The following is a 22,155-nucleotide window of genomic DNA, read 5'->3' on the forward strand; positions in this document are numbered from 1 at the left end:
GTCTTGACGCCACACGTGCGCGCAGCCCGCGCATCGGTAGCGGCGGATCGTGACCAGCAAGGTTGTCGGCCGCAACCCGAATGGCTCGTGCGCAAGTTGACGGGTCACGGTGTCGCGCACCGCACCTTGCTCGCCGCAGCGCCGACACCACGAGTCGTCGCCGACGATCCGGCACGCCAGCACCGCCTGCTCGGGTCCCAGGCGTTGTCCAGTCACCTCCATCCCGAGCTCATCAAGGCGGCAGAACGTGGTCAGATCAGGGCAAGCGAAGGTAGCGTCAGGCATGTCGAGGTCTTCCAGATCAGGTGTGTAGGAACCCTCATCTTCGGAAGACCTCGACCCCTATCCCGGCAACGACGCGCCGACCACCTCTACACCCTCATCTGCGAAGAGCCCTATTGGACCGCTACCGGCGATCGCTGGTATGAGTCGTTCAATCAAATCTGGCGAGACAGCCTGTCGGTTCACGCAGACCAGGACGCCCGCGACGCCGGATTCTTCGTCGGCGAAGACCTATCTGTCACCGACCGGTTTACGGGGTACTCGCTCGCGGAACGAGCCGGCCGTCAAGCGCAGGCACAAGCATTCGCCGGCGAAATCCGTCAACGGGTCCTGCAATTGATTAGCACCGATCAGCAAGTCGCGGGAAAAATTACGAGCGCAATGGGAGGAATCGGCAACATCTTCCCCGAAGATACTCCCACGACTACGACCACCACACCAACTCAGCCGCCCCCACAATGCAAGACTGGGGACATAGCGAAGCTGCAAAGAAAAGTGGACGAATTTAATCGCAGAGAACAAGACTACTTGAGGAGAGTAGCCGCGCATGATAGGAAGCCACGCGATTACAACATGAATGACCCGGCGCAGCGCGAAAGCATACGATTTATGTGTCAAAGAAGAAACTGACCACCGGCAAGACGCTCAGCGGCCAGCGCCATCAGACAGCGCCGCCGAACGACCGCCAGCCGGCGACATCAGTACAGTCGGTGGTCCCGTTCACCGGGCCTGTCCCGTCCCACAGGGCTGGCCGTTGATGCCGCGAATAACGTCTACGTCGCCAGACACCGGCAATAATCGCGTGGTCAAATTGGCTCCTGAATCTGGCGCGCAGCAAGTGGTTGGTTTCTCGGGTCTCAACAGTCCTTTTGGTGTCGCAGTCGATTTGGCTGGCAACATCTATGCTGTTGATGACGGCCAGCGAGTGGTGCAGTTCCTGGTAGGGCGCAACATCCGAAATGTGTTGCCATTTGCCGGCCTGTCCAGCATTGGTGGAATAGCCGTCGATTCCGCCGGAAACGTCTACGTTGTCGACACCGGCAATAATCAGGTGTTGATGTTGCCCGCCGGGTCGAGCACCCAGCAAGTATTGGGATTTTCCGATCTTCACTACCCGGGCGACGTGGTGGTCGATTCGGACGGCAACGTCTACGTCAGCGAAATCTGGACTTATCGAGTCCGAGTCGTGGACGCAGGTTCGGGCCACCAGCACGAGTTGTCCTTTGACCATGATTTGTACCACATCCACGTTTTTGCGGTAGCTGTTGATCGCGCCGCCAATGTTTATGTCACGGACAATTTTCAGGGCCAAGGCTATTGGGTGGCGGAGTTGGCGGCTGGTTCAAGGGCGCCAAGGCTGCTGCCGTTCACCGACCTAGACGGACCCAATGGGGTGGCGGTTGATGCCGCCGGCACCGTCTACGTCACCGATTATGGCCACAGTCGGCTCGCCAAGTTGACATCGCGATAGTCGGCCGCGGTGACATCCCGTTCAGCGAACGCTGAGGGCCGGCGCACCGCGCCGCACACGGTAGGCCCAAAGCTCGGGTTGCACCAGCTGAGCGCGCCGTCGGGCACCGGCGGTTGATTGCTGGCTGGCGATCGACCTCGGCCAGCCGACCGACAGGCAACCCACGCTCCCGGAAGGATACCGCTCAGTCCCGAGATGTGTCGCGGCGCCATCGGCACTAGCAACGCGTTGGTCCTATTTGGCTCGAGCGTTCTGGTCAACCCAATCTAGGATCTAGCATTTGCCAACCGTGATTGACTATTATGTCAACTTATGTTGACGGTTACGCGGGTGCTGCCCCACAGTGACGCCAATCGAGCGACGCCCTCGGGTGGTGCATACCGACCTCAGACCCGGTCGGCTTCGTGGGCATGCGGCGTCCATCGCTCGTCGAGCCACCCGGGTGCCCCGGATCAGAACTCGTGGCGACGCACCTGCAGATCGATGCAGGTCGGGCCGTTCTGCATAGCGGTTTTCGGCAAAGCAATTACTGATCGGGACGCGTGCTCTGGTCGGATCTCTGAACCCTCCCCCCACGGACCGTATTCCGGCATACCTGGAGGCCCACTGATTGCGCCTCGAAGAGATGAAGGGGCAACAGCGTGTCGCAACAGCTATCCGTGACGATCGTTATTCCGGCCTACAATGAGGCCGAGTTTATCGGCAATTGTCTGGAGTCGTGCATAGCCCAATGCTCGCTACCGGAAGAGATCATCGTCGTCAACAACAACTCGGTCGACGAGACGGCGTCGATCGTTTACCGCTATCAAGCGGAAAACCCGCATATCAACATCCGCCTGCTCCATCAAAACGACCGTCAGGGCATTACCCCGACGCGTAACCTTGGCTTCGATAATGCTTCGCATGACGTGATTGGCCGTATCGACGCCGATTCATGTATCAGCCCTGATTGGGTTCAAACGATCCGGCGCTGCTTCCAGGACCCTGACATCGCGGCGGTCACCGGCCCAGTCTTCTATTACGACATGCCCCTGCGGAGGTTCATCCTTTGGCTCGACGACAAAACACGCCAAATGCTGCACCGCAACGCGCGGGACGAAGGGTTTCTCTACGGATCCAATATGGCCATTCGCGCCTCGGCCTGGAAGGAAGTCCGGCAGCTCACACATCCGGATACCGAGAACCTGCTTCACGAGGATATCGACCTGGCGCTGACATTAGTCGAAAACAACTTGCCGATCGCATACGATCCCACACTCGTCGCGGGACTCTCGGGGCGCCGGGTGGAGAGCTCGCCACGAGATTTCTACCGGTATGCGACACGCTACGGCAGGACGACGCGGCTCCACGGAATGAGAAGTCGCATGGCGCCGATAGTTACCGCGATTCTGCTGTTGGGATATTTTCCGGTGCACGCGATAAGGCGTTCATATGATGCCGAGAATAGAAAGCTTTCCTTCCCTATCAAAGCTATACAACGGGAGCGAGCTGCTTTCAGGAACGCCCCGGATACCCGCGCATTTCAGACCGCTCCTCGTGGCTCTCAGCCGGACGCGGCTGGAGTCGGGCGCACCAGGACCCCACCGACCGAGCCCGCGCTGACCGCGCCGAGACTGCGCCCACATCGCCGCTCAGCGCCGGCTCCACGCACCTGACGCAGACTCGATCTCAATAACCACCCCCGCTGTCCGGCCCCGCATCTCAAAGCCACTCAGCCTCGTCGCCTACCATCGACCCTCGTGCCCCTCGACGGTAATGAGCGATCTCACCGGATCGCCCGCCTAGTAGCCGTCGTCTCGGGAATCGCCGGACTGCTGTTGTGTGCCCTGGTTCCGCTGCTTCCGGTGAAGCAGACGACGGCGACCATCCTATGGCCGCAGGGCACGACCGCCGACGGCGATATAACCCAGATCACCGCACCATTGGTATCCGGAGCACCGCGGGCACTCGACATCTCGGTCCCGTGCCCGGCGATCGCCACCCTGCCCGCCGGCGGCGGCCTGGTGCTGTCGACCCTGCCGGCCGGTGGCGTGGACACCGGTAAACATGGCCTGTTCGTTCGGGCCGACAAGGACACCGTCGTCGTCGCCTTCCGCGACACGGTGGCCGCGGTGGCATCGCGCTCGGCAATCGCCGAGGGACGCTGCAGCGTGCTGCACCTGTGGGCCGACGCCGGCGGTGCGCACGCCGACTTCGTCGGCATTCCCGGCGCCGCGGGAACTCTGCCCGCCGAAAAGAAGCCACAGGTCGGCGGGATCTTCACCGACTTGACGGTGGCCGCCCAGCCCGGCCTGTCGGCCCGCATCGACGTCGACACCCGATTCATCACCAACCCCACCGCCGTCAAAACGATCGCGATGACCCTGGGCGCGCTGGCGGTCGCGGTAGCGATCCTGGCTTTGGCGGTCCTGGATCGCCAGAGCCGGGGCGGTGTGCGGCTCTCCCGACGCCGCCCCGGCTGGGCAATCTGGCTCGCCGACGCCGGGGTGATCGCCACACTGCTGCTCTGGCACATCATCGGCGCCACCTCCTCCGACGACGGCTACAACCTGACCATCGCCCGCGTCGCGCCCAAGGCCGGCTATGTCGCCAACTACTACCGCTACTTCGGCACCACGGAGGCGCCGTTCGACTGGTATCTCGGGGTGCTAGCCCGGCTGGCATCGCTGAGCACCGCCGGCGTGTGGATGCGGCTGCCGGCCACGCTGGCCGGGATCGGCTGCTGGCTGATCATCAGTCACTTTGCGCTGCGGCGGCTGGGACCCGGCAAGGGCGGCCTGGCGTCCAACCGGGCGGCGGTGCTGACCGCGGGCGCGGTGTTCCTGGCCGCGTGGCTGCCGTTCAACAACGGCCTGCGCCCCGAGCCGCTGATTGCCCTGGGTGTGCTGGTCACCTGGGTGCTGGTGGAACGCTCGATCGCGCAGCGGCATCTGGCGCCGGGCGCGCTCGCCATCATCGTCGCAATGCTGACCGCCACGCTAGCGCCGCAGGGCCTGATAGCGCTGGCCCCGCTGCTCACCGGCGCGCGCGCCATCGCCCAAATCATCCGGCGGCGCCAGGCCACCGACGGCCTGCTGGCGCCGCTGGCAGTGCTGGCAGCGTCACTGTCGCTGATCACCGTGGTGGTGTTCCGCAGCCAAACGCTGGCGACGGTCGCCGAGTCGGCCCGGATCAAGTACAAGGTCGGACCCACGATCGCGTGGTACCAGGACTTCCTGCGCTACTACTTCCTCACGGTCGAGTCCAATGCGGACGGGTCGATGTCGCGCCGGTTCGCGGTGCTGGTGATGTTGCTGTGCCTGTTCGGGATGCTGTTCGTGCTGCTACGGCGCGACCGGGTGCCGGGGCTGTCCAGCGGTCCGGCCTGGCGGCTGATCGGCACCACGGCCGTCGGCCTGCTGCTATTGACGTTCACCCCGACCAAGTGGGCCATTCAGTTCGGCGCGTTCGCCAGCCTGGCCGGTGCCTTGGGGGCGGTCACCGCGTTCACCGTGGCGCGGATCGGCCTGCACAGCCGGCGAAACCTCACGCTCTACATCACCGCGTTGCTGTTCGTGCTGGCGTGGGCCACTTCGGGCATCAATGGCTGGTTCTACGTCGGCAACTACGGCGTGCCGTGGTACGACATCCAGCCGGTCATCGCCAGCCACCCGGTGACGTCGATGTTCCTTGCGCTGTCGGTGCTGACCGGCCTGCTGGCCGCCTGGTACCACTTCCGGATGGACTACGCCGGGCACACCGAGGTCAAGGACAACCGGCGCAACCGGGTCCTGGCCTCGACCCCGCTGCTGGTGGTCGCGGTGATCATGGTGTTGGGCGAAGTCGGCTCGCTCGCCAAGGGCGCGGCCGCCCGCTACCCGCTGTACACCATCGCCAAGTCCAACCTGGCCGCGTTGGAATCCGGGCTGTCACCAAGCAGCTGCGCCATGGCCGACGACGTGCTGGCCGAACCCGATCCCAATGCCGGTATGCTGCAACCGGTTCCGGGTCAGACCTTCGGACCCGACGGACCGCTCGGCGGCGTCAACCCGGTCGGCTTCAAACCCGAGGGCGTGGGTGAGGACCTGAGGTCCGACCCGGTGGTCAGCAAACCCGGAGTGGTCAACTCCGACGCCTCGCCCAACAAACCCAACGCCGCCATCACCGACTCCGCCGGCACCGCCGGCGGCAAGGGCCCGGTCGGGGTCAACGGCTCCCACGCGGCATTGCCGTTCGGGCTGGATCCCGCTCGCACCCCGGTGATGGGCAGCTACGGCGAGAACACCCTGGCCGCCACCGCCACCTCGGCCTGGTATCAACTGCCAGCCCGCAGCGCAGACCGGCCGCTGGTCGTGATCTCGGCCGCCGGGGCCATCTGGTCGTACAAAGAGGACGGCGACTTCGTCTACGGCCAGTCTTTGAAACTGCAGTGGGGTGTCACCCGGCCCGACGGCGGCATCCAGCCGCTCGGGCAGGTGTTCCCGATCGACCTCGGGCCGCAACCGGCGTGGCGCAACCTGCGGTTCCCGCTGACCTGGGCCCCGCCCGAGGCCGACGTGGCGCGCATCGTCGCCTACGACCCCAACCTGAGCCCCGAGCAATGGTTCGCGTTCACCCCGCCGCGGGTCCCGGTGCTGGAAACGCTGCAGCAGCTGATCGGCTCCCAGACACCGGTGTTGATGGATATCGCGACAGCCGCCAACTTCCCCTGCCAGCGGCCGTTCTCCGAACACCTTGGCGTGGCCGAACTTCCGCAATACCGGATCATGCCCGACCACAAACAGACCGCGGTGTCGTCGAACCTGTGGCAGTCCAGCTCCACCGGCGGGCCGTTCCTGTTCACCCAGGCGCTGCTGCGGACCTCGACCATCTCCACCTACCTGCGCGGCGACTGGTATCGCGACTGGGGAACGGTGGAGCAGTACTACCGGCTGGTGCCGGCCGATCAGGCACCGGATGCCGTCGTCCACCAAGGCGTGGTGACCGTGCCCGGCTGGAGCCGGCAAGGACCGATCAGGGCTCTCCCATGACGGCGGCCATCAGCATGACCGCGGCCGGCCGTGACGTGCGGGTGACCCGCTGGGTGGCGACGATCGCGGGCCTAGTCGGCTTCGTGTTGTCGGTCGCGACGCCATTGCTGCCGGTTGTGCAGACCACCGCGATGCTCAACTGGCCGCAAAACGGACAACTCAATAGCGTTACCGCGCCGTTGATTACGCTGACGCCGGTCGACCTGACGGCCACCGTGCCCTGCGAGGTGGTGCGCGGCATGCCGCCGCAGGGCGGGGTGGTGCTGGGCACCGCACCCAAGCAGGGCAAGGACGCCAACCTGCAGGCGATGTTCGTCGTCGTCAGCAGTCAGCGGGTCGACGTCACCGACCGCAACGTGGTGATCCTGTCCGTGCCGCGCGACCTGGTGGCTTCCCCGCAATGCCAGCAGATCGAGGTCACCTCGACGCACGCCGGAACGTTCGCCACCTTCGTCGGCCTCAAGGATCCCGGCGGGCAACCATTGCGCGGCGGCTTCCCCGATCCCAACCTGCGCCCCCAGATCGTCGGGGTGTTCACCGACCTCACCGGACCCGCGCCGCCCGGGCTGAAGTTCTCGGCGACCATCGACACCCGGTTCTCCACCACCCCCACCACACTGAAACTGCTGGCGATCATCGGCGCGATCGTGGCCACCATCGTCGCGTTGATCGCGCTGTGGCGCCTGGACCAGCTGGACGGCCACCGGATGCGTCGGTGGATTCCACAGAACTGGCGCACCTTCACCCTGCTCGACGCCGTGGTGATCTTCGCGTTCCTGCTCTGGCACGTCATCGGCGCCAACTCCTCCGACGACGGCTACATCCTGGGCATGGCCCGCGTCGCCGACCACGCCGGCTACATGTCCAACTACTTCCGCTGGTTCGGCAGCCCGGAGGACCCGTTCGGCTGGTACTACAACCTGCTGGCGCTGATGACCCACGTCAGTAACTCCAGCTTCTGGGACGCCAGCATCTGGATGCGGTTGCCGGACCTGTTCGCCGGACTGGTGTGCTGGCTGCTGCTCTCGCGTGAGGTGCTGCCACGGTTGGGGCCGGCGGTGGCGGCCAGCAAACCCGCCAACTGGGCCGCGGCGATGGTCCTGCTGACCGCGTGGATGCCGTTCAACAACGGCCTGCGGCCCGAAGGCATTATCGCGCTGGGCTCGCTGGTCACCTACGTGCTGATCGAGCGGTCGATGCGGTACAGCCGGCTCACCCCGGCGGCGCTGGCGATCATCGCCGCCGCGTTCACGCTCGGTGTGCAGCCCACCGGCCTGATCGCGGTGGCCGCGCTGGTGGCCGGTGGGCGCCCGATCCTGCGGATCTTCGTGAAACGCCACCGACTGGTGGGCACGTTGCCGTTGCTGTCACCGATGCTGGCCGCCGGCACCATCATCCTGACCGTCGTCTTCGCCGACCAGACGCTGTCAACGGTGTTGGAAGCCACCAGGGTTCGCGGAAAGATCGGTCCCAGTCAGGCCTGGTACACCGAGAACCTGCGTTACTACTATCTCATCCTGCCCACCGTCGACGGTTCGCTGTCGCGCCGGTTCGGCTTCCTGATCACCGCGCTGTGCCTGTTCACCGCGGTGTTTATCATGCTGCGGCGCAAGCGAATTCCCGGCGTGGCGCGGGGGCCGGCGTGGCGATTGATGGGCGTCATCTTCGCCACCATGTTCTTCTTGATGTTCACCCCGACCAAGTGGGTGCACCACTTCGGGCTGTTCGCCGCGGTGGGGGCGGCGATGGCGGCGCTGACGACGGTGTTGGTATCACGGGAGGTGCTGCGCTGGTCGCGCAACCGGATGGCGTTCCTGGCGGCGGTGCTGTTCATGCTGGCGTTGTGCTGGGCCACCACCAACGGCTGGTGGTATGTGTCCAGCTATGGCGTGCCGTTCAACAGTGCGATGCCGAAGATCGCCGGAATCACGGTCAGCACAATCTTTTTCGCGCTGTTCGCGATCGCCGCGCTGTATGCGGCCTGGTTGCATTTCGCCCCCCGAGGCAGCGGTGAGGGCCGCCTGACCCGCGCACTCACCAGCGCGCCGGTCCCGCTGGCGGCCGGCTTCATGGCTTTGGTGTTCGTCGCGTCGATGGTCGCCGGGATCGTGCGCCAGTACCCCACCTACTCCAACGGCTGGTCCAACCTGCGGGCCTTCGTCGGCGGCTGCGGACTGGCCGACGACGTGCTCGTCGAGCCGGATCCGAACGAGGGCTTCATGACTGCGCTGCCCGGCGACTACGGCCCGCTGGGGCCGCTGGGTGGCATCAACCCGACAGGCTTTACCCCCAACGGCGTGCCGGAGCACACCGTCGCCGAGGCGATCGTGATGAAACCCAACCAGCCGGGCACCGATTACGACTGGGACGCGCCGACCAAACTCAAGACCGCGGGCATCAATGGATCCACGGTGCCGCTGCCCTACCAACTCGACCCCGCCCGGGTTCCGCTGGCCGGCACCTACACCACCGGCGCGCAGCAGCAAAGCAGACTCGCCTCGGCGTGGTATCTGCTGCCCAAGCCGGACGACGGACATCCGCTGGTGGTGGTGACCGCCGCCGGGAAGATCGCCGGGCACAGCGTGCTGCATGGCTACACCCCCGGGCAGACGGTGGCGCTGGAGTACGCCCGGCCGGGGCCGGGCGCGCTGGTGCCCGCCGGCCGGCTGGTGCCCGACGACCTCTACGGGGAACAGCCCAAAGCCTGGCGCAATCTGCGGTTCGCCCGCGACAAGATGCCCGCCGACGCCGTCGCCGTCCGGGTGGTGGCCGAGGACCTGTCCCTGACCCCCGAGGACTGGATCGCGGTGACCCCGCCGCGGGTGCCGGACCTGCGGTCGTTGCAGGAATACGTCGGCTCCACCCAACCGGTGCTGCTGGACTGGGCGGTGGGGCTGGCGTTCCCGTGTCAGCAGCCGATGCTGCACGTCAATGGCGTCACCAAAATCCCGAAATTCCGCATCACACCGGACTACAACGCCAAGAAGCTGGACACCGACACCTGGGAAGACGGCGTCAACGGCGGGCTGCTGGGCATCACCGACCTGCTGCTGCGCGCCCATGTGATGGCCACCTATCTGTCGCGCGACTGGGCCCGCGACTGGGGATCACTGCGCAAATTCGACACCCTGGTCGATGCGGCGCCCGCACAACTCGACCTGGGCACCGCGACCCGCAGCGGATTGTGGTCACCGGGCAAGATCCGGATCGGCCCCTGAGTTCGAGTCTGCGTTCATCGCGGGTGCCAGGCCGCTAGGCACGCGCTGGTCACAGTTTCGGCGACATAGACGCAGTCTCGTCACCGGGCGATCAGCACACTCCTGCCGATGACGGCCCCGTCGGCGCCCAGCGCCTCGAGTTGGTAGTAACCGCCAGCATTCCCAATCTGCGGAATCGACGTGTCGTAGCCGGACCAGGCGACGGTGGTCCGCGGCGTCAAGGTGTTGCTTTCCGGGCCGTGCAGTAACCGCCACCGGTTCACCCTGGTGGCGCCGTTCCAGACGGCGTGTGCGGTATCGCCGGCGAAGGTCAGTTGCGGGGGTTCGACGGGATCGCCGGTCCACTCGTCGAGGAACGCCCGATAGGTACCGCCGGGCAGGCTGGCGTCGAACACCATCTCGCCAGCCGCGGTGAACTCGGAGATGCGTTCGGCGGTGCCCCATCCGGAGAAGGCGTTGCCACCCGGAAGCTGTTGCAGGTTACCCATGGCCCCGACGCTGAGATTTCCCGGGTGCCGCTGGGCCCGGACCAGGCTCGCCCGCCCGGCGGCGATATCCAGATGGATCCATTTCAGGCTGGTCGGCACCACGCCATCGCCCATGTGCCCCTGACTGCCCTCGTAGTGGTTGTCGAACAACGTGATCGTGGCGGCATCGGGCATCTCCACGTCGTGCTGATACGCGAATTCGACGCCGTCGCCCAGGGCGAACGTGGACCGCTTACCACCCAGTCGCCAGTTGATGGCGCCGGTGCGGTAGTCGACATTGAAGACCGTGGAGAGGGCGCGCATGCTGATCACCAGGTTGCCCGCCGGGTCCAGCGCGATCGAGTTCATGTGGTACACGTCGAGCGTTTGGCCGGCGGTGTATTTTGCCGGCGAGTCGCTGATCGCGATGTGGCTCAACGCATCCCACTGGAACAGCGTCTGTTTCGTGGCTACGTCCACCACCGACGCGGTGCAGTTGTAGACCCGGCCGTCCTTCGGCCCGCCGATGGCCGTCAGGTCGGCCGCGACCTCCGGGTAGGACGTGATCAGGGCGCGACCGTCCGCGGTGAGCCGGAATTCGTGCATGTCCGACGGCAACTCGCCGCCGGGCGTCAGGGTCCTGATCACGTTGTAATGTTCGTCGGCGATATAGCTGGCGCCGAGTCCGTGGCCCCATTGCTTGCGGCCCTGCCACCACGTGAGCACCGGCTTTCCCCGGTAGCGCTGGACCCGGAGGTTGCCGGCGGTCTCCCCGGCCGGAAGTTCGCGCTGCCACACCACATGTCCGGATTTGTCGGCGACGACCAGCACACAGGGGCGCGTCACGTTCCCAAGATGGGCCGCCGTGGTTCCGGAGACAAAGAATACGTAGCCGGGCGCACCGCCGGACTCGTTGACCTTGATCGTGTACCCCAGCGACTGCGGCGAGACGGCCGATGCCGCTGGGTTCGCGGACTTGTGCCCGCGGGTACCGACGGCGATCAGCCCGCCCGAGAGAATGGCGCCCGTGGCGACACCGAGTTGTCGCCGCGAGATCCGCAATTCGCGTGTCATCGAACTCGTTTCGACGTGCACATCACCCTGAGCGTCACACCCCTTGGAGAGCGCTACTTCCGGCGGCCGGTCGCTGTGGTTATACACCAGATGCGATGAGCAGGCAGCCTGATTCGTCAGCCCCAGCCGGCAAAGCCTGGCGAGGTTTCGCCGTCGCTGATGCGGTCAATATCTAGTGCGGGTCGGGCAAACCGCGGGGAAAGAACGGTGGGGGCCATGCGCAGGCTGACACGATATATGACCTTTACGGCAGCAATCACTTTGGTGACTTGCCCGGCGGCGACGATCACGGTCGCCACTGCGGCGGCTAATCCGGGCTCGAGCAGCGCCACCAGGGTGGCGCTGGGAGCGGCCATGCGGCAATGCGATTACAGCCGCACCTCGGTCGCGCCCAGGTTGCCGGCGGTTCCTCCCCCTACAGGCACCGGCTCCGCGCTCATCCACCGCGCGGGATCGCAGGCGGTCGCCGAGGTACACCTGGTCAACCCCGCACAGCCCGGGATGCATTACGACGTCGGCCTGATCCAGGCACCCCGCCCATCGACGGCCCCGTGCGGTCCCGGGGCCCCGGGCACCGCTTTCACCGGCCTTGACCTCGATGCGGGCGGGACCGGGACGGTGACCATTCAGGACACGGTCCGGCAGGGTACGACCGGGGTGTGGGTAATTGTCGAGCGTCCCAACAGCAATTCCCAAAACCCCGCCGAGTTCTATACCTCGGAGTTCCTGGTGCCCATGTAGGCGAGGCGACCGCTCGCAAACCAGCAGGGACTTCGGTCCCTAGCGCGGCACGCCGTCGCATGATGCGATTCAAGGTGATTCGTCGATGGCGTCGGATGGAGGTATTGCCATGAACGTCTCACCCGATTCGCAGACCCGAACCCGGATGTTCTCCCGGGTGCTTGGTCCTTTCCTGGTGATCGTCGACGTGACGGCCGTGGTACGTGCCTCCGATATGGCGAAGCTGCTATCACAATTCGAGGCGAATTCGCTGTGGACCTGGGTGACCGGGGCTTTCGTCTTGCTGTTCGGCCTGATGATGGTGGCCAGTCACCAGTACTGGCGCGGTGCGGCGGCGATCATCGTGTCGCTGCTTGGCTGGCTTGTCACGTTGCGCGGGCTGCTGCTGTTGGCCTTTCCCGGGGCCTTCGTGTCGGTCGCCAACGCCATGATCGGGGCGCAGGCCGTGTGGGTGAGCTTATGCGTCGTTTTTGCGCTGGTCGGGCTGTATCTGACCTACGTCGGCTGGGCCCCGACGCCCAGCCGGCCGACCCAGCATGCGGCAACGGCAAGGCCGGATCTGCCACGCGCCGCGTGAGCGCACCCCGGTTTCTCGGCGCAGCGCGCTCGATCGCCGGCCTGGTGGCGACGGCGGTGACCGTCACCGCCGTCGGATGCACCACGACCGAGCCGTTCACCACTGACGGCAGATCATCGGGGGTGCACGAGGACGCCGTGGTCAGGCTCGACACTACTCAGCCGGACAAGCCGGTAGGTGTGCACTTCGGCCGCCATGCGGCCATTTACCTGCTGCAACGCGACGATCCCCAGTTCGCCACGCGGCTGGCGGTACTGCAACGAAGCCTGGACGAGGGGACGCCCGTTCGGTTCGACTACGCGGTGGCGGGGCCGCGGCTCACGCTGGTCGAGCCCGTGAAGTAGCGGTGCGCTGGATTCCGTTGTGGCGCAAGCTGTTTATCGCCACTGAAGCGGCGGGCCGGGTCGGAGCCGCGTCCCGCACGTATAGACATATATAAAACCTATGTAATAGTGTCGCGGGATGAGCGAATACCTGCTGGAGGCCGTGGACCGGCTGCCGTTCTCGACACCGGAAAAGGCCGAGCGCTACCGCACCGAGAATTACCAGGGCGCCACCGGTCTCAACTGGTACCTCACCGATCCCATGCTGCAGTTCACCATGGCGTACTACCTGCAGCCCGAAGAATTGGGAGTCGCCGAGCCGCATCTGACCCGCATCGGTGAGCTGATGGGCGGCCCGGTGACCCGTTGGGCCGAGGAAACCGACCGCAACCCCCCGCAGCTGGAACGCTACGACCGGTGGGGCCACGACATCAGCCGGGTGGTGATGCCGGAATCGTTCACCCGGTCCAAGCGGGCCATTCTGGACGCCCAGCAAGCCCTGCGCGACGACGCCAAGCGGTCCGGCGTGAGCCCGTCGCTGCCACTGTTCGCGTCCAACTATCTGCTCAACCAGGCCGACATCGGGATGGCCTGCGCGCTGGGCACCGGCGGCAACATGGTGCGGTCACTGGTGTCGGCCTACGCGCCCCCCGACGTGCGCGACTACGTCCTGGGCAAACTCAACTCCGGCGAGTGGGACGGCGAGGCGGCGCAACTGATGACCGAGCGCACTGGTGGCTCCGACCTGGGCGCGCTCGAAACCACAGCGACCCGCTGTGGCGACGCCTGGCTGCTGAACGGCTTCAAATGGTTTGCCTCCAATTGCGCCGGTGAGGCGTTCGTGGTGCTGGCCAAACCCGAGGGCGCCCCCGACTCGACCCGGGGAGTGGCCTCCTTCCTGGTGTTGCGGACCCGGCGGGACGGCTCCCGCAACGGCGTGCGCGTCCGGCGGCTGAAGGACAAGCTGGGCACCCGCTCGGTCGCCTCCGGCGAGATCGAGTTCGTCGACGCAGAAGCCTTCCTGCTGTCCGGCGAACCTCAGGCCGACTCCGGGCCGGCCGACGGCAAGGGACTCGGCCGCATGATGGAACTGACCAACAAGTTACGGCTGGGCACCGCCTCGTTCGCCGTCGGCAACGCGCGCCGCGCCCTGGTCGAGGCGCTGTGCTATACCCGCCAGCGGCGCGCGTTCGGCGAGGCGTTGATCGACAAACCGCTGATCCGGCGCAAGCTGGCCGAGATGGTCGTCGACGTCGAAGCCGCGCTGGCGCTGATTTTCGACGGCACCGGAGCCACCAACCACCGTCAGCCGCAAACGATCCGGCAGCGCATCGCCGTGCCGGTGACCAAACTGCGGGTGTGCCGGCTCGGACTCACCGCCGCGTCCGACGCGGTCGAGCTGCACGGCGGCAACGGCTACATCGAAACCTGGCCGGTAGCAAGGATTTTGCGGGACGCGCAGGTCAACACCATCTGGGAAGGTTCCGACAATATCCTTTGCCTCGACGTGCGGCGGGGCATGGAACAGTCGCGGGCGCACGAGCCGCTGCTGGCCCGGATGCGCGATGCGGTCTCGGTGTCCGACGACGACGAGACCACGCGCCTGGTGTCGCAGCGTATCGAGGATCTCGACGCGGCGATCACGGCCTGGACGAAGCTGGACCCGGAGGTGGCCGAGGCGCGACTGTTCCCGCTGGCCCAATTCATGGGCGATGTCTACGCCGGGGCGTTGCTCACCGAGCAGGCGGCGTGGGAGCGGGCCACCCGCGGCGCCGACCGCAAGGCGCTCGTCGCCCGGCTATACGCGCAGCGGTATCTGGCCGAGCGCGGCCCGCTGCGAGGGATCGACGCCGAATCCGACGAAGCGCTGCAGCGCTTCGACCAGCTGATTGATGGCGCCTTCACGCATCGGTTGTGAACTCGCCCGACGCTCATTCGGCGTGGCGCGTCGCCGCCGCCCCCGGAGCACCAGCAGACGCAGAATCGCCCAATTTCGGCGGAAATTGGGCGATTCTGCGTCTGCTCGGCGCTACAGCTAGACCGGGATCAGCCCGTGCTTGCGACCCAAGCGTTGCCACTGCTGCTTGTCCCGCAACAAGTGCATCGACCGGCGCAGCAGCAGCCGGGTTTCGTGCGGATCGATGACCGCATCGATGAACCCGCGCTCGGCGGCGATCCATGGAATCGCCATGTTGAGGTTGTAGCCCTCGATGAAGTCCTTCTTGATCGCCTGCGCCTCCGGCGCGTTGGGGTCCGGGAAGCGCTTCATCAGCAACTGTGCGGCCCCCTCGGCGCCGATCACCGCGATACGCGCGGTGGGCCAGGCGAAGTTGAAGTCGGCGGTCAGCTGCCGGGAGCCCATCACCGCGTACGCGCCGCCGTAGGACTTGCGGACGGTGATGGTCACCTTCGGCACGTCGGCCTCGACCACGGAGTACAGGAACCGGCCGCCGCGCTTGATGATGCCCCTCTTCTCCTCCTCGGCACCCGGCAGAAACCCTGGGGTGTCCACCACGAACACCAGCGGCAGCTGGAACGAATCACAGAACCTGATGAACCGCGCCGCCTTGTCGGATGCCTCGTTGTCGATGGCCCCGGACAAGTGCATGGGCTGGTTGGCGATCACGCCCACCGGGCGCCCGTCAACCCGGGCGAACCCGGTGATGATGGCCGGCCCGTGCTGCGCGGCGACGTCCAAGAAGTCGCCGTCGTCGAAGATGCGCAGCAGAATCTCATGCATGTCGTAGGCCGCATTATCGGAGTCCGGCACGATCGAGTCCAGTTCCAGATCGGTCGGGGTGATCTCCGGTTCCAGTCCGGGATTGATGACCGGCGGCTTGCCGAAGCAGTTGGACGGCAGGAACGACAGGAATTCGCGCACGTACTGGAACGCCTCCGCTTCGGAATTCACCACCTGGTGGATGTTGCCGTAGCGGGCCTGCGCGTCGGAGCCGCCGAGCTCGTCGAGGGTGACGTCCTCGCCGGTGACCTCGCGGATCACGTCGGGTCCGGTGACGAAGAAGTAGCCCTGGTCACGCACCGAGACCAGCAGGTCGTCCTGGATCGGCGAATAGACCGCTCCGCCAGCACATTTGCCGAAGATGAGGGAGATCTGCGGCACCACCCCGGACAGCGCTTCGTGACGTTGGCCCAGCTCGGCGTACCATGCCAACGACGTAACCGCGTCCTGGATGCGGGCGCCGCCGGAGTCGTTGATGCCGACGATCGGGCAGCCGACCATTGCGCACCATTCCATCAGCCGGGCCACCTTGCGGCCGAACATCTCCCCGACCGTGCCGCCGAACACCGTCTGGTCGTGCGAGAACACCCCGACCGGCCGGCCATTGATGAGCCCGTGCCCGGTTACCACGCCGTCACCGTAGAGCGCATTGGGGTCACCGGGAGTGCGGCACAACGCCCCGATCTCGAAGAAGGTACCCGGATCGACCAGCGCGTGAACGCGGGCGCGGGCGCTGGGGATGGCCTTCTTGTCGCGCTTGGCCGCGGCCTTCTCACCGCCGGGTTCTTTGGCCAACTCCAGTTTTTCGCGTAGTTCGGCCAGCAGCTCGGCGGTGGTCTTCGTGCTCACTTAGGGGCCCTCTATTCAGCCTCGACGTTGTCTAACGCGCGGCTCATGTGCTCGCCCACCTTGGCGATGATCGGCTCGTCGATGGCCTGGATATGCTCACCACCGATCGGCACGACCTCGAGGTCGGAGACGTACTCGCCCCAACCACCGTCCGGCTGGCGAACGGCATACCGCGGCTCGAACATGATCGCGTCGTCATGGTAGCGATCGGCCATGTAGAGGGTGACATGCCCGTCGTATGGCTGGATCTCGGCGGTGTCGATCGCCCGGTTGTCCAGGTACGACGTCCGCTGGTGCTCGATGATCCCGGCCGGGATCTGCACACCGGACTCCCGGACGGCGTCGAGCACAAACCGGACCTGGCCCTCGTCGTCGAGCTCCTCGAGCTGCTCGTAGGGGATCGCCGGGATGGTGACGTTGAACGTCTTCTCGGCGAAACGGGCATAGCGGTCCCAGCGCTTGCGGATCTCCTCCTTGGTCTGCGGGATCTCCTCGCCGGCGCGCACCGCGTCGATCAGGCCCACGAACCGGACGTCCTTGCCCAGCCGCTTGAGCCCGATCGCGCAGGCGTAGGCCAGGACCCCGCCCAGCGACCAGCCGACCAGGATGTAGGGACCGGCGCCCTGCATCTCGATCAGCTTCGGCACATAGACAGCGGCACGCTCTTCGATCGACCCCTCGACTCGTTCGAAGCCGTACATCGGGGTGTCGGCCGGCAGCCGATTGAGCAGCGGTTCGTACACCACGGTCGACCCGCCGGCCGGGTGGAACACGAACACCGGCGGCTTGGTGCCGCCCTCCGGCCGGGCCCGCAGCGTGCGCACGAACCCGTCGATCTGGCCCGCCTCCAGGTAGCCACGCACCTTGTCGGCCAGTGCCTCGATGTTCTCCGACGTCAGCACGTCCTCGGCGGTGATCTCACCTTCGGCACGCTCGGAGAGCCGCTGCGCCATTGTGGCCGCCTTGTCGTCGTCCAACTTGGGCAGCGGGTTGAAGATGCCGCCCGGCGACTTGCCGGTGACGATCGCCCAGGTGGCGAAGGTGACGCGCTCGGCGGCATCGCGCGGCGGCACGTCGGAGTTGAGCGCCTTGGCGACCGCTTCCCGATTGAGCGCTTCCGCGGCGGCCACCAGGTTGGGCTGCCCATTACCGGTAGGGCCGGAGGGGTCCGTCGGCGGCGGCGGTACGGGAATGTCCGAAGCGGGCGCGGCCTGCGTTTCCGGTGCGGCTTGCGGATCAGGTGCCGGCGCAGTCACGGTGGAAACCGTTGCCCCACTGACCAATTCAGCCTGCGCCCGGGCGATCTCCTCGGCCGTCTGGGTCTTCTGGTACTCGCTGAGCTGCTCGACCTCGTCGCGGTGCTCGACCGCGTACTCGATCAGCTTTTCGACGTTGTAGAGATTGGCGTCGCGCACCGCCGTCAACTGAATCGGCGGTAGATCGAAGTCGTACTCGACGCGGTTCTTGATCCGCACCGCCATCAGCGAGTCCAGACCGAGCTCGATCAGCGGCACCTCCCACGGCAGGTCCTCGGGCTCGTAACCCATCGCCGACCCGACGATCAGGCCCAACCGGTCGGCGATGGTCTCCCCGGAATCCGGTGACCATCTGCCCACATCGCTCGGCAGGTAGCGGTTGGTCAAGCTGTCGGTCAGCGTGTCGGCTTCCGGTTCCTCGACCGAAGCTTCGGGGACCAAAGCGGGTGCAGCGGTGATCGCCGCGCCCGCCCCAACCTGGACCGGCAGCACCGCATCGGAACCGGCCCGAGCCACCAGGGCGTCGTAGACCAGCGTGAACGATTCGTCGATGCGGGCGTGCACCTGAACCGACGCACCGCCGGGATGGCGGGTCATGGTCGTCACCAGCCGGGCACCGTCGGCGGGTATCGCGCGCTGCTCGGCGGCGGTCAGCTGTGCGTCGGTAAGCACTTGGGCCGCAGCGGCTCTGACCAAAGCCGCGAGGTCCGTCTGGCCGTCGCGCGGGGCATACTCCCACACGTGGCGGCCATCCGGCAGCGCGACATGGTTGCCCGGCATGATCACCGAGGCGTCGCCGGAGAAGTGCGCGTCGAGCCAGTGCTCCTTGCGCTTGAAGCGGGTCGGCGGAATGTTGGCGAAATCTTCGGGGCCAGTGGCACGGCTGAACAGCGTCCAGATGTCCAGGTCGTGGCCGTAGACGTAGAGCTGGGCCATGGTCGAGATCATCGACTCGACCTCGTCCTGCTTGCGGGCCAGTGTCGGAATCAGCTGGGCGTCATGCAGACCGGCGGCGGCCGTGGTCAGGCCCACCTGCATCAGCGCCACCGGGTTGGGCGCCAGCTCCAGGAAGGTGGTGTGCCCAGTGTCGACGGCGTTGCGGATCCCGTGGGTGAAGTAGACGGAATGCCGCAGGCCCTTCTTCCAGTACTCGACGTCGTGGATGGGCTCGCTGCCCGGCTTGATGTAGCTGCCCTCATGCACCGTCGAGTAGATCCCGCAGGTGGGGCTCAGCGCCTTGATGCCCTGCAGCTCCGCGGCAAGCTCGCCGAGCAGCGGATCCATCTGCTGGGTGTGGCTGGCGCCCTTGGTCTGGAACTTACGCGCGAACTTGCCCTCGGCTTCGGCCCGGGCGATGATCGCGTCCACCTGTTCGGGCGGGCCCCCGATGACGGTCTGGGTGGGAGCGGCGTAGACGCACACCTCCAGATCGGGAAAGTCGGAGAACACCGTCTTGATCTCGTCGGCGGAGTATTCCACCAGCGCCATCAAGCGGATGTACTCGCCGAACAGCATCGCCTCGCCCTCGCCCATCAAATGCGAGCGCGAGCAGATGGTGCGGGTGGCATCGCGGAGCGACAGACCGCCGGCGAAATACGCCGACGCCGCCTCGCCCAGCGACTGTCCGACCACCGCGGCCGGCTTGGCGCCATGATGCTTGAGCAGCTCACCCAGGGCGATCTGGATCGCGAAGATGGTGACCTGGGTGGTCTCGATGCCGTAGTCCTGCGAATCGTCCAGGATCAGCTCGAGCACCGAGTACCCCAGCTCGTCCTGGACCAGCGCGTCGACCTTCTCGATCCACTCGGCGAACACCGGATTGCGCAGGTACAGGCTCTTGCCCATCTTGCGGTGCTGGGCGCCGAACCCGGCCAGCACCCACACCGGACCATTGGTCACCGGCCCGTCGACGCTGAACACGTTCGGCGCCTGCTTGCCCGCGGCGACGGCCCGCAGCCCCTTGATGGCTTCCTCGTGATCGTGGGCCAGCACCACCGCGCGGGAGCGGCCGTGGTTGCGCCGCGACAGCGACCGGCCGATCGACTCCACCGACGACGCCTGCCCTTCGGGGCTTTCCATCCAGTCGGCCAGCTCGGCGGCCGCGGCCTTCTTGCGGGAGGTCAGGAACGCCGACACCGCCAGCGGGATCAGCGGGGGCTTGGGACCCTCCTGCGCCTCTTGCGCCGCAAGCTCTTCCAACGCAATTTCCTTGAGCCGCAACGCCTCCGCGGTGACGCCCGGCAACTCCGGTTCGTCGTCCTCGACAGGCGCGGTCGCGTCTGTGATGATGTTGCCGAAGTCGTCGAACCGCAGCGCGTGGCCTTCGAGCGCGGGTGCCTCGGATGGGGCGGTCTCGGCGGGCGCGGCCGCTTGCGGCTCGGGTTCGGGCTCGCGCTCGATCACGTCGCGGGGCAAGACCTCACGCACCACCACGTGCGCGTTGGCGCCTCCAAAGCCGAAGCTGGACACTCCCGCCACGGCGTAGCCGCCGTAGCGCGGCCAGTCGGTCACCGTGTCGATCACCTTCAGCCGCATCGCGTCGAAGTCGATGTAGGGGCTGGGCCCGGCGAAGTTGATCGACGGCGGCAGCTTGTCGTGCTGCAAAGCCAGCGCCACCTTGGCCATGCTGGCCGCTCCGGCCGCCGACTCCAGGTGTCCGACATTGGTTTTCACCGCGCCGAGTAGCGCCGGCCGATCGGCGGGACGACCCTTGCCGACGACGCGGCCCAGCGCCTCGGCCTCGATCGGGTCACCGAGGACGGTTCCGGTGCCGTGCGCCTCGATGTAATCGACGGTGCGCGGATCGATGCCGGCATCCTTGTAGGCCCGGCGCAGCACGTCGGCCTGCGCGTCCTGGTTGGGCGCGATCAGGCCGTTGGACCGGCCGTCGTGGTTGACCGCGCTGCCGGCGATCACGGCGAGGATCTGGTCGCCGTCACGGCGGGCGTCGTCGACCCGCTTGAGCACCAGCATCCCGCCGCCCTCGGAGCGGGTGTAGCCGTCGGCGTCGGAAGAGAACGACTTGATCCGGCCGTCTGGTGCCAGCACCTGTCCGATCTCGTCGAAACCCAGCGTCACCACGGGGGTGATCAGCGCGTTGACGCCCCCGGCCACCGCGACGTCGCATTCGCCCATCCGCAGGGCCTGCACCGCCTGGTGGGTGGCTACCAGTGAACTCGAGCATGCGGTGTCGACCGCGACCGAAGGGCCGCGGAAGTCGTAGAAGTAGGACACCCGGTTGGCGATGATCGAGGTGGCGGTGCCGGTGATCGCGTACGGGTGGGCAACTGTGGGGTCCGATACCGCCAGGAAGCTGTAGTCGTTGTTGGAGACGCCGACGTACACGCCGACGGCCCCGCCGCGCAGGCTCGACGCCGGGATGCGAGCGTGTTCGAGCGCCTCCCAGGTCAGCTCCAGCGCCATCCGCTGTTGCGGGTCGATGTTGTCGGCTTCGGTCTTGGCCACCGCGAAGAACTCCGAGTCGAAACCCTTGATGTCCTTCAGGTAGCCGCCGCGGGTACGCGCCGCCTTGACCCGCTCGGCCAGGCGCGGCTCTTCGAGGAATTCCGTCCAGCGGCCCTCGGGCAGGTCGGTGATGGCGTCGCGGCCTTCCAGCAGCGCCTGCCAGGTTTCGTCGGGAGTGTTCATGTCGCCGGGCAGCCGGGTGGACAGGCCCACGATCGCGATGTCGACCCGCTCGGCGGGGCCGTTGCGGGTCCAGTCGGTGACGTCGACGCCGTCGTCAGCCGTTTCGGGTTCGCCTTCGATGATCCGGGTGGCCAGCGACTCGATGGTCGGATGCTGGAAGGCCACCGCGACCGACAGCGTGACGCCGGTCAGGTCTTCGATGTCAGCCGCCATCGCCACGGCATCGCGTGACGACAAGCCCAACTCCACCATCGGCACCGACTCGTCGATCGAGTCCGGCGACTTGCCGACCGCCTTGCCCACCCAGTTGCGCAGCCACTGCCGCATCTCGGGGACCGTTGTTATGCGCCGCTCCTCAGCATCGCTTCGTCCCCCGCAAGCGGGCGGTACCCCCACTGCATCGTCGCCGGCGCGCATGTCGGTCCCGCCGGCGGGCGGTTTCTCCGGGTCGTTCGCCTGGGATACGTCTATGTCAGCCATGGGTACCTTTGTGGTTCTGG

Annotated in this window: 13 protein-coding genes; 8 read left to right on the forward strand and 5 right to left on the reverse strand. The window is 66.4% G+C overall.

Translation table 11 applies throughout. The annotated features are described in order from the left end of the window. Positions 1-285 (reverse strand): transposase family protein (locus BST40_RS03960; protein WP_142276707.1); only part of this gene is annotated, 285 nt, incomplete at its 3' end. A gap of 799 nt (positions 286-1,084) precedes the next feature. Here BST40_RS03960 and BST40_RS03965 point away from each other — a divergent pair. The 4 genes from BST40_RS03965 to embB all read left to right on the forward strand — a co-directional run bounded on the left by BST40_RS03965 (position 1,085) and on the right by embB (position 9,980). After that, on the forward strand, positions 1,085-1,753 hold the full coding sequence (locus BST40_RS03965; RefSeq protein ID WP_158083991.1) for an NHL repeat-containing protein: 669 nt from the start codon (positions 1,085-1,087) through the stop codon (positions 1,751-1,753). A 659-nt stretch (positions 1,754-2,412) separates the two neighbouring features. After that, positions 2,413-3,408, forward strand: coding sequence for a glycosyltransferase family 2 protein (locus BST40_RS03970; protein WP_158006389.1), 996 nt, complete (start codon positions 2,413-2,415; stop codon positions 3,406-3,408). A gap of 84 nt (positions 3,409-3,492) precedes the next feature. Beyond that, the gene (locus tag BST40_RS03975; RefSeq protein ID WP_083153539.1) at positions 3,493-6,762 is read left to right on the forward strand and encodes an arabinosyltransferase domain-containing protein; all 3,270 of its coding nucleotides are present in this window, start codon (positions 3,493-3,495) and stop codon (positions 6,760-6,762) included. Beyond that, on the forward strand, positions 6,759-9,980 hold the full coding sequence (gene embB, locus BST40_RS03980) for an arabinosyltransferase EmbB (protein ID WP_083153541.1): 3,222 nt from the start codon (positions 6,759-6,761) through the stop codon (positions 9,978-9,980). The genes BST40_RS03975 and embB overlap by 4 nt, the downstream gene beginning before the upstream one ends. An 80-nt stretch (positions 9,981-10,060) precedes the next feature. Here embB and BST40_RS03985 read toward each other — a convergent pair whose 3' ends face one another. Together BST40_RS03985 and BST40_RS31400 are read right to left on the reverse strand one after the other, a co-directional pair. After that, positions 10,061-11,521 (reverse strand): arylsulfotransferase family protein, encoded by a 1,461-nt coding sequence (locus tag BST40_RS03985; RefSeq protein WP_075549794.1) that lies wholly within the window; start codon positions 11,519-11,521, stop codon positions 10,061-10,063. A gap of 116 nt (positions 11,522-11,637) precedes the next feature. Further along, the gene (locus tag BST40_RS31400) at positions 11,638-11,877 is read right to left on the reverse strand and encodes a hypothetical protein (RefSeq protein ID WP_240316536.1); all 240 of its coding nucleotides are present in this window, start codon (positions 11,875-11,877) and stop codon (positions 11,638-11,640) included. Between BST40_RS31400 and BST40_RS03990 the strand changes: the two genes are divergently transcribed. The 4 genes from BST40_RS03990 to BST40_RS04005 all read left to right on the forward strand — a co-directional run bounded on the left by BST40_RS03990 (position 11,876) and on the right by BST40_RS04005 (position 15,080). Next, a complete protein-coding gene (locus BST40_RS03990; RefSeq protein WP_240316537.1) occupies positions 11,876-12,262 on the forward strand; it encodes a hypothetical protein in 387 nt (128 codons plus the stop codon). The genes BST40_RS31400 and BST40_RS03990 overlap by 2 nt on opposite strands. 109 nt (positions 12,263-12,371) lie before the next feature. Then, the gene (locus BST40_RS03995) at positions 12,372-12,839 is read left to right on the forward strand and encodes a hypothetical protein (RefSeq protein WP_240316538.1); all 468 of its coding nucleotides are present in this window, start codon (positions 12,372-12,374) and stop codon (positions 12,837-12,839) included. Beyond that, positions 12,836-13,183 carry a hypothetical protein gene (locus BST40_RS04000; protein ID WP_075549791.1) on the forward strand — a complete coding sequence of 116 codons (348 nt, stop codon included), beginning with the start codon at positions 12,836-12,838 and terminating at the stop codon, positions 13,181-13,183. Before BST40_RS03995 ends, BST40_RS04000 begins: the two co-directional genes overlap by 4 nt. A 118-nt stretch (positions 13,184-13,301) precedes the next feature. Continuing rightward, on the forward strand, positions 13,302-15,080 hold the full coding sequence (locus tag BST40_RS04005) for an acyl-CoA dehydrogenase family protein (RefSeq protein ID WP_083153543.1): 1,779 nt from the start codon (positions 13,302-13,304) through the stop codon (positions 15,078-15,080). Between the two features lie 117 nt (positions 15,081-15,197). On the opposite strand, the gene BST40_RS04010 is transcribed toward BST40_RS04005, so the two are convergent. Beyond that, positions 15,198-16,751 (reverse strand): acyl-CoA carboxylase subunit beta, encoded by a 1,554-nt coding sequence (locus BST40_RS04010; protein ID WP_083153545.1) that lies wholly within the window; start codon positions 16,749-16,751, stop codon positions 15,198-15,200. Between the two features lie 11 nt (positions 16,752-16,762). After that, positions 16,763-22,135: a polyketide synthase Pks13 gene (pks13, locus tag BST40_RS04015; protein WP_083153547.1), complete on the reverse strand. Its 5,373-nt coding sequence runs from the start codon at positions 22,133-22,135 to the stop codon at positions 16,763-16,765. Positions 22,136-22,155 lie beyond the last annotated feature (20 nt).

This window comes from Mycobacterium persicum, from assembly GCF_002086675.1.
In the GTDB taxonomy this organism is placed as follows: Bacteria; Actinomycetota; Actinomycetes; order Mycobacteriales; family Mycobacteriaceae; genus Mycobacterium; species Mycobacterium persicum.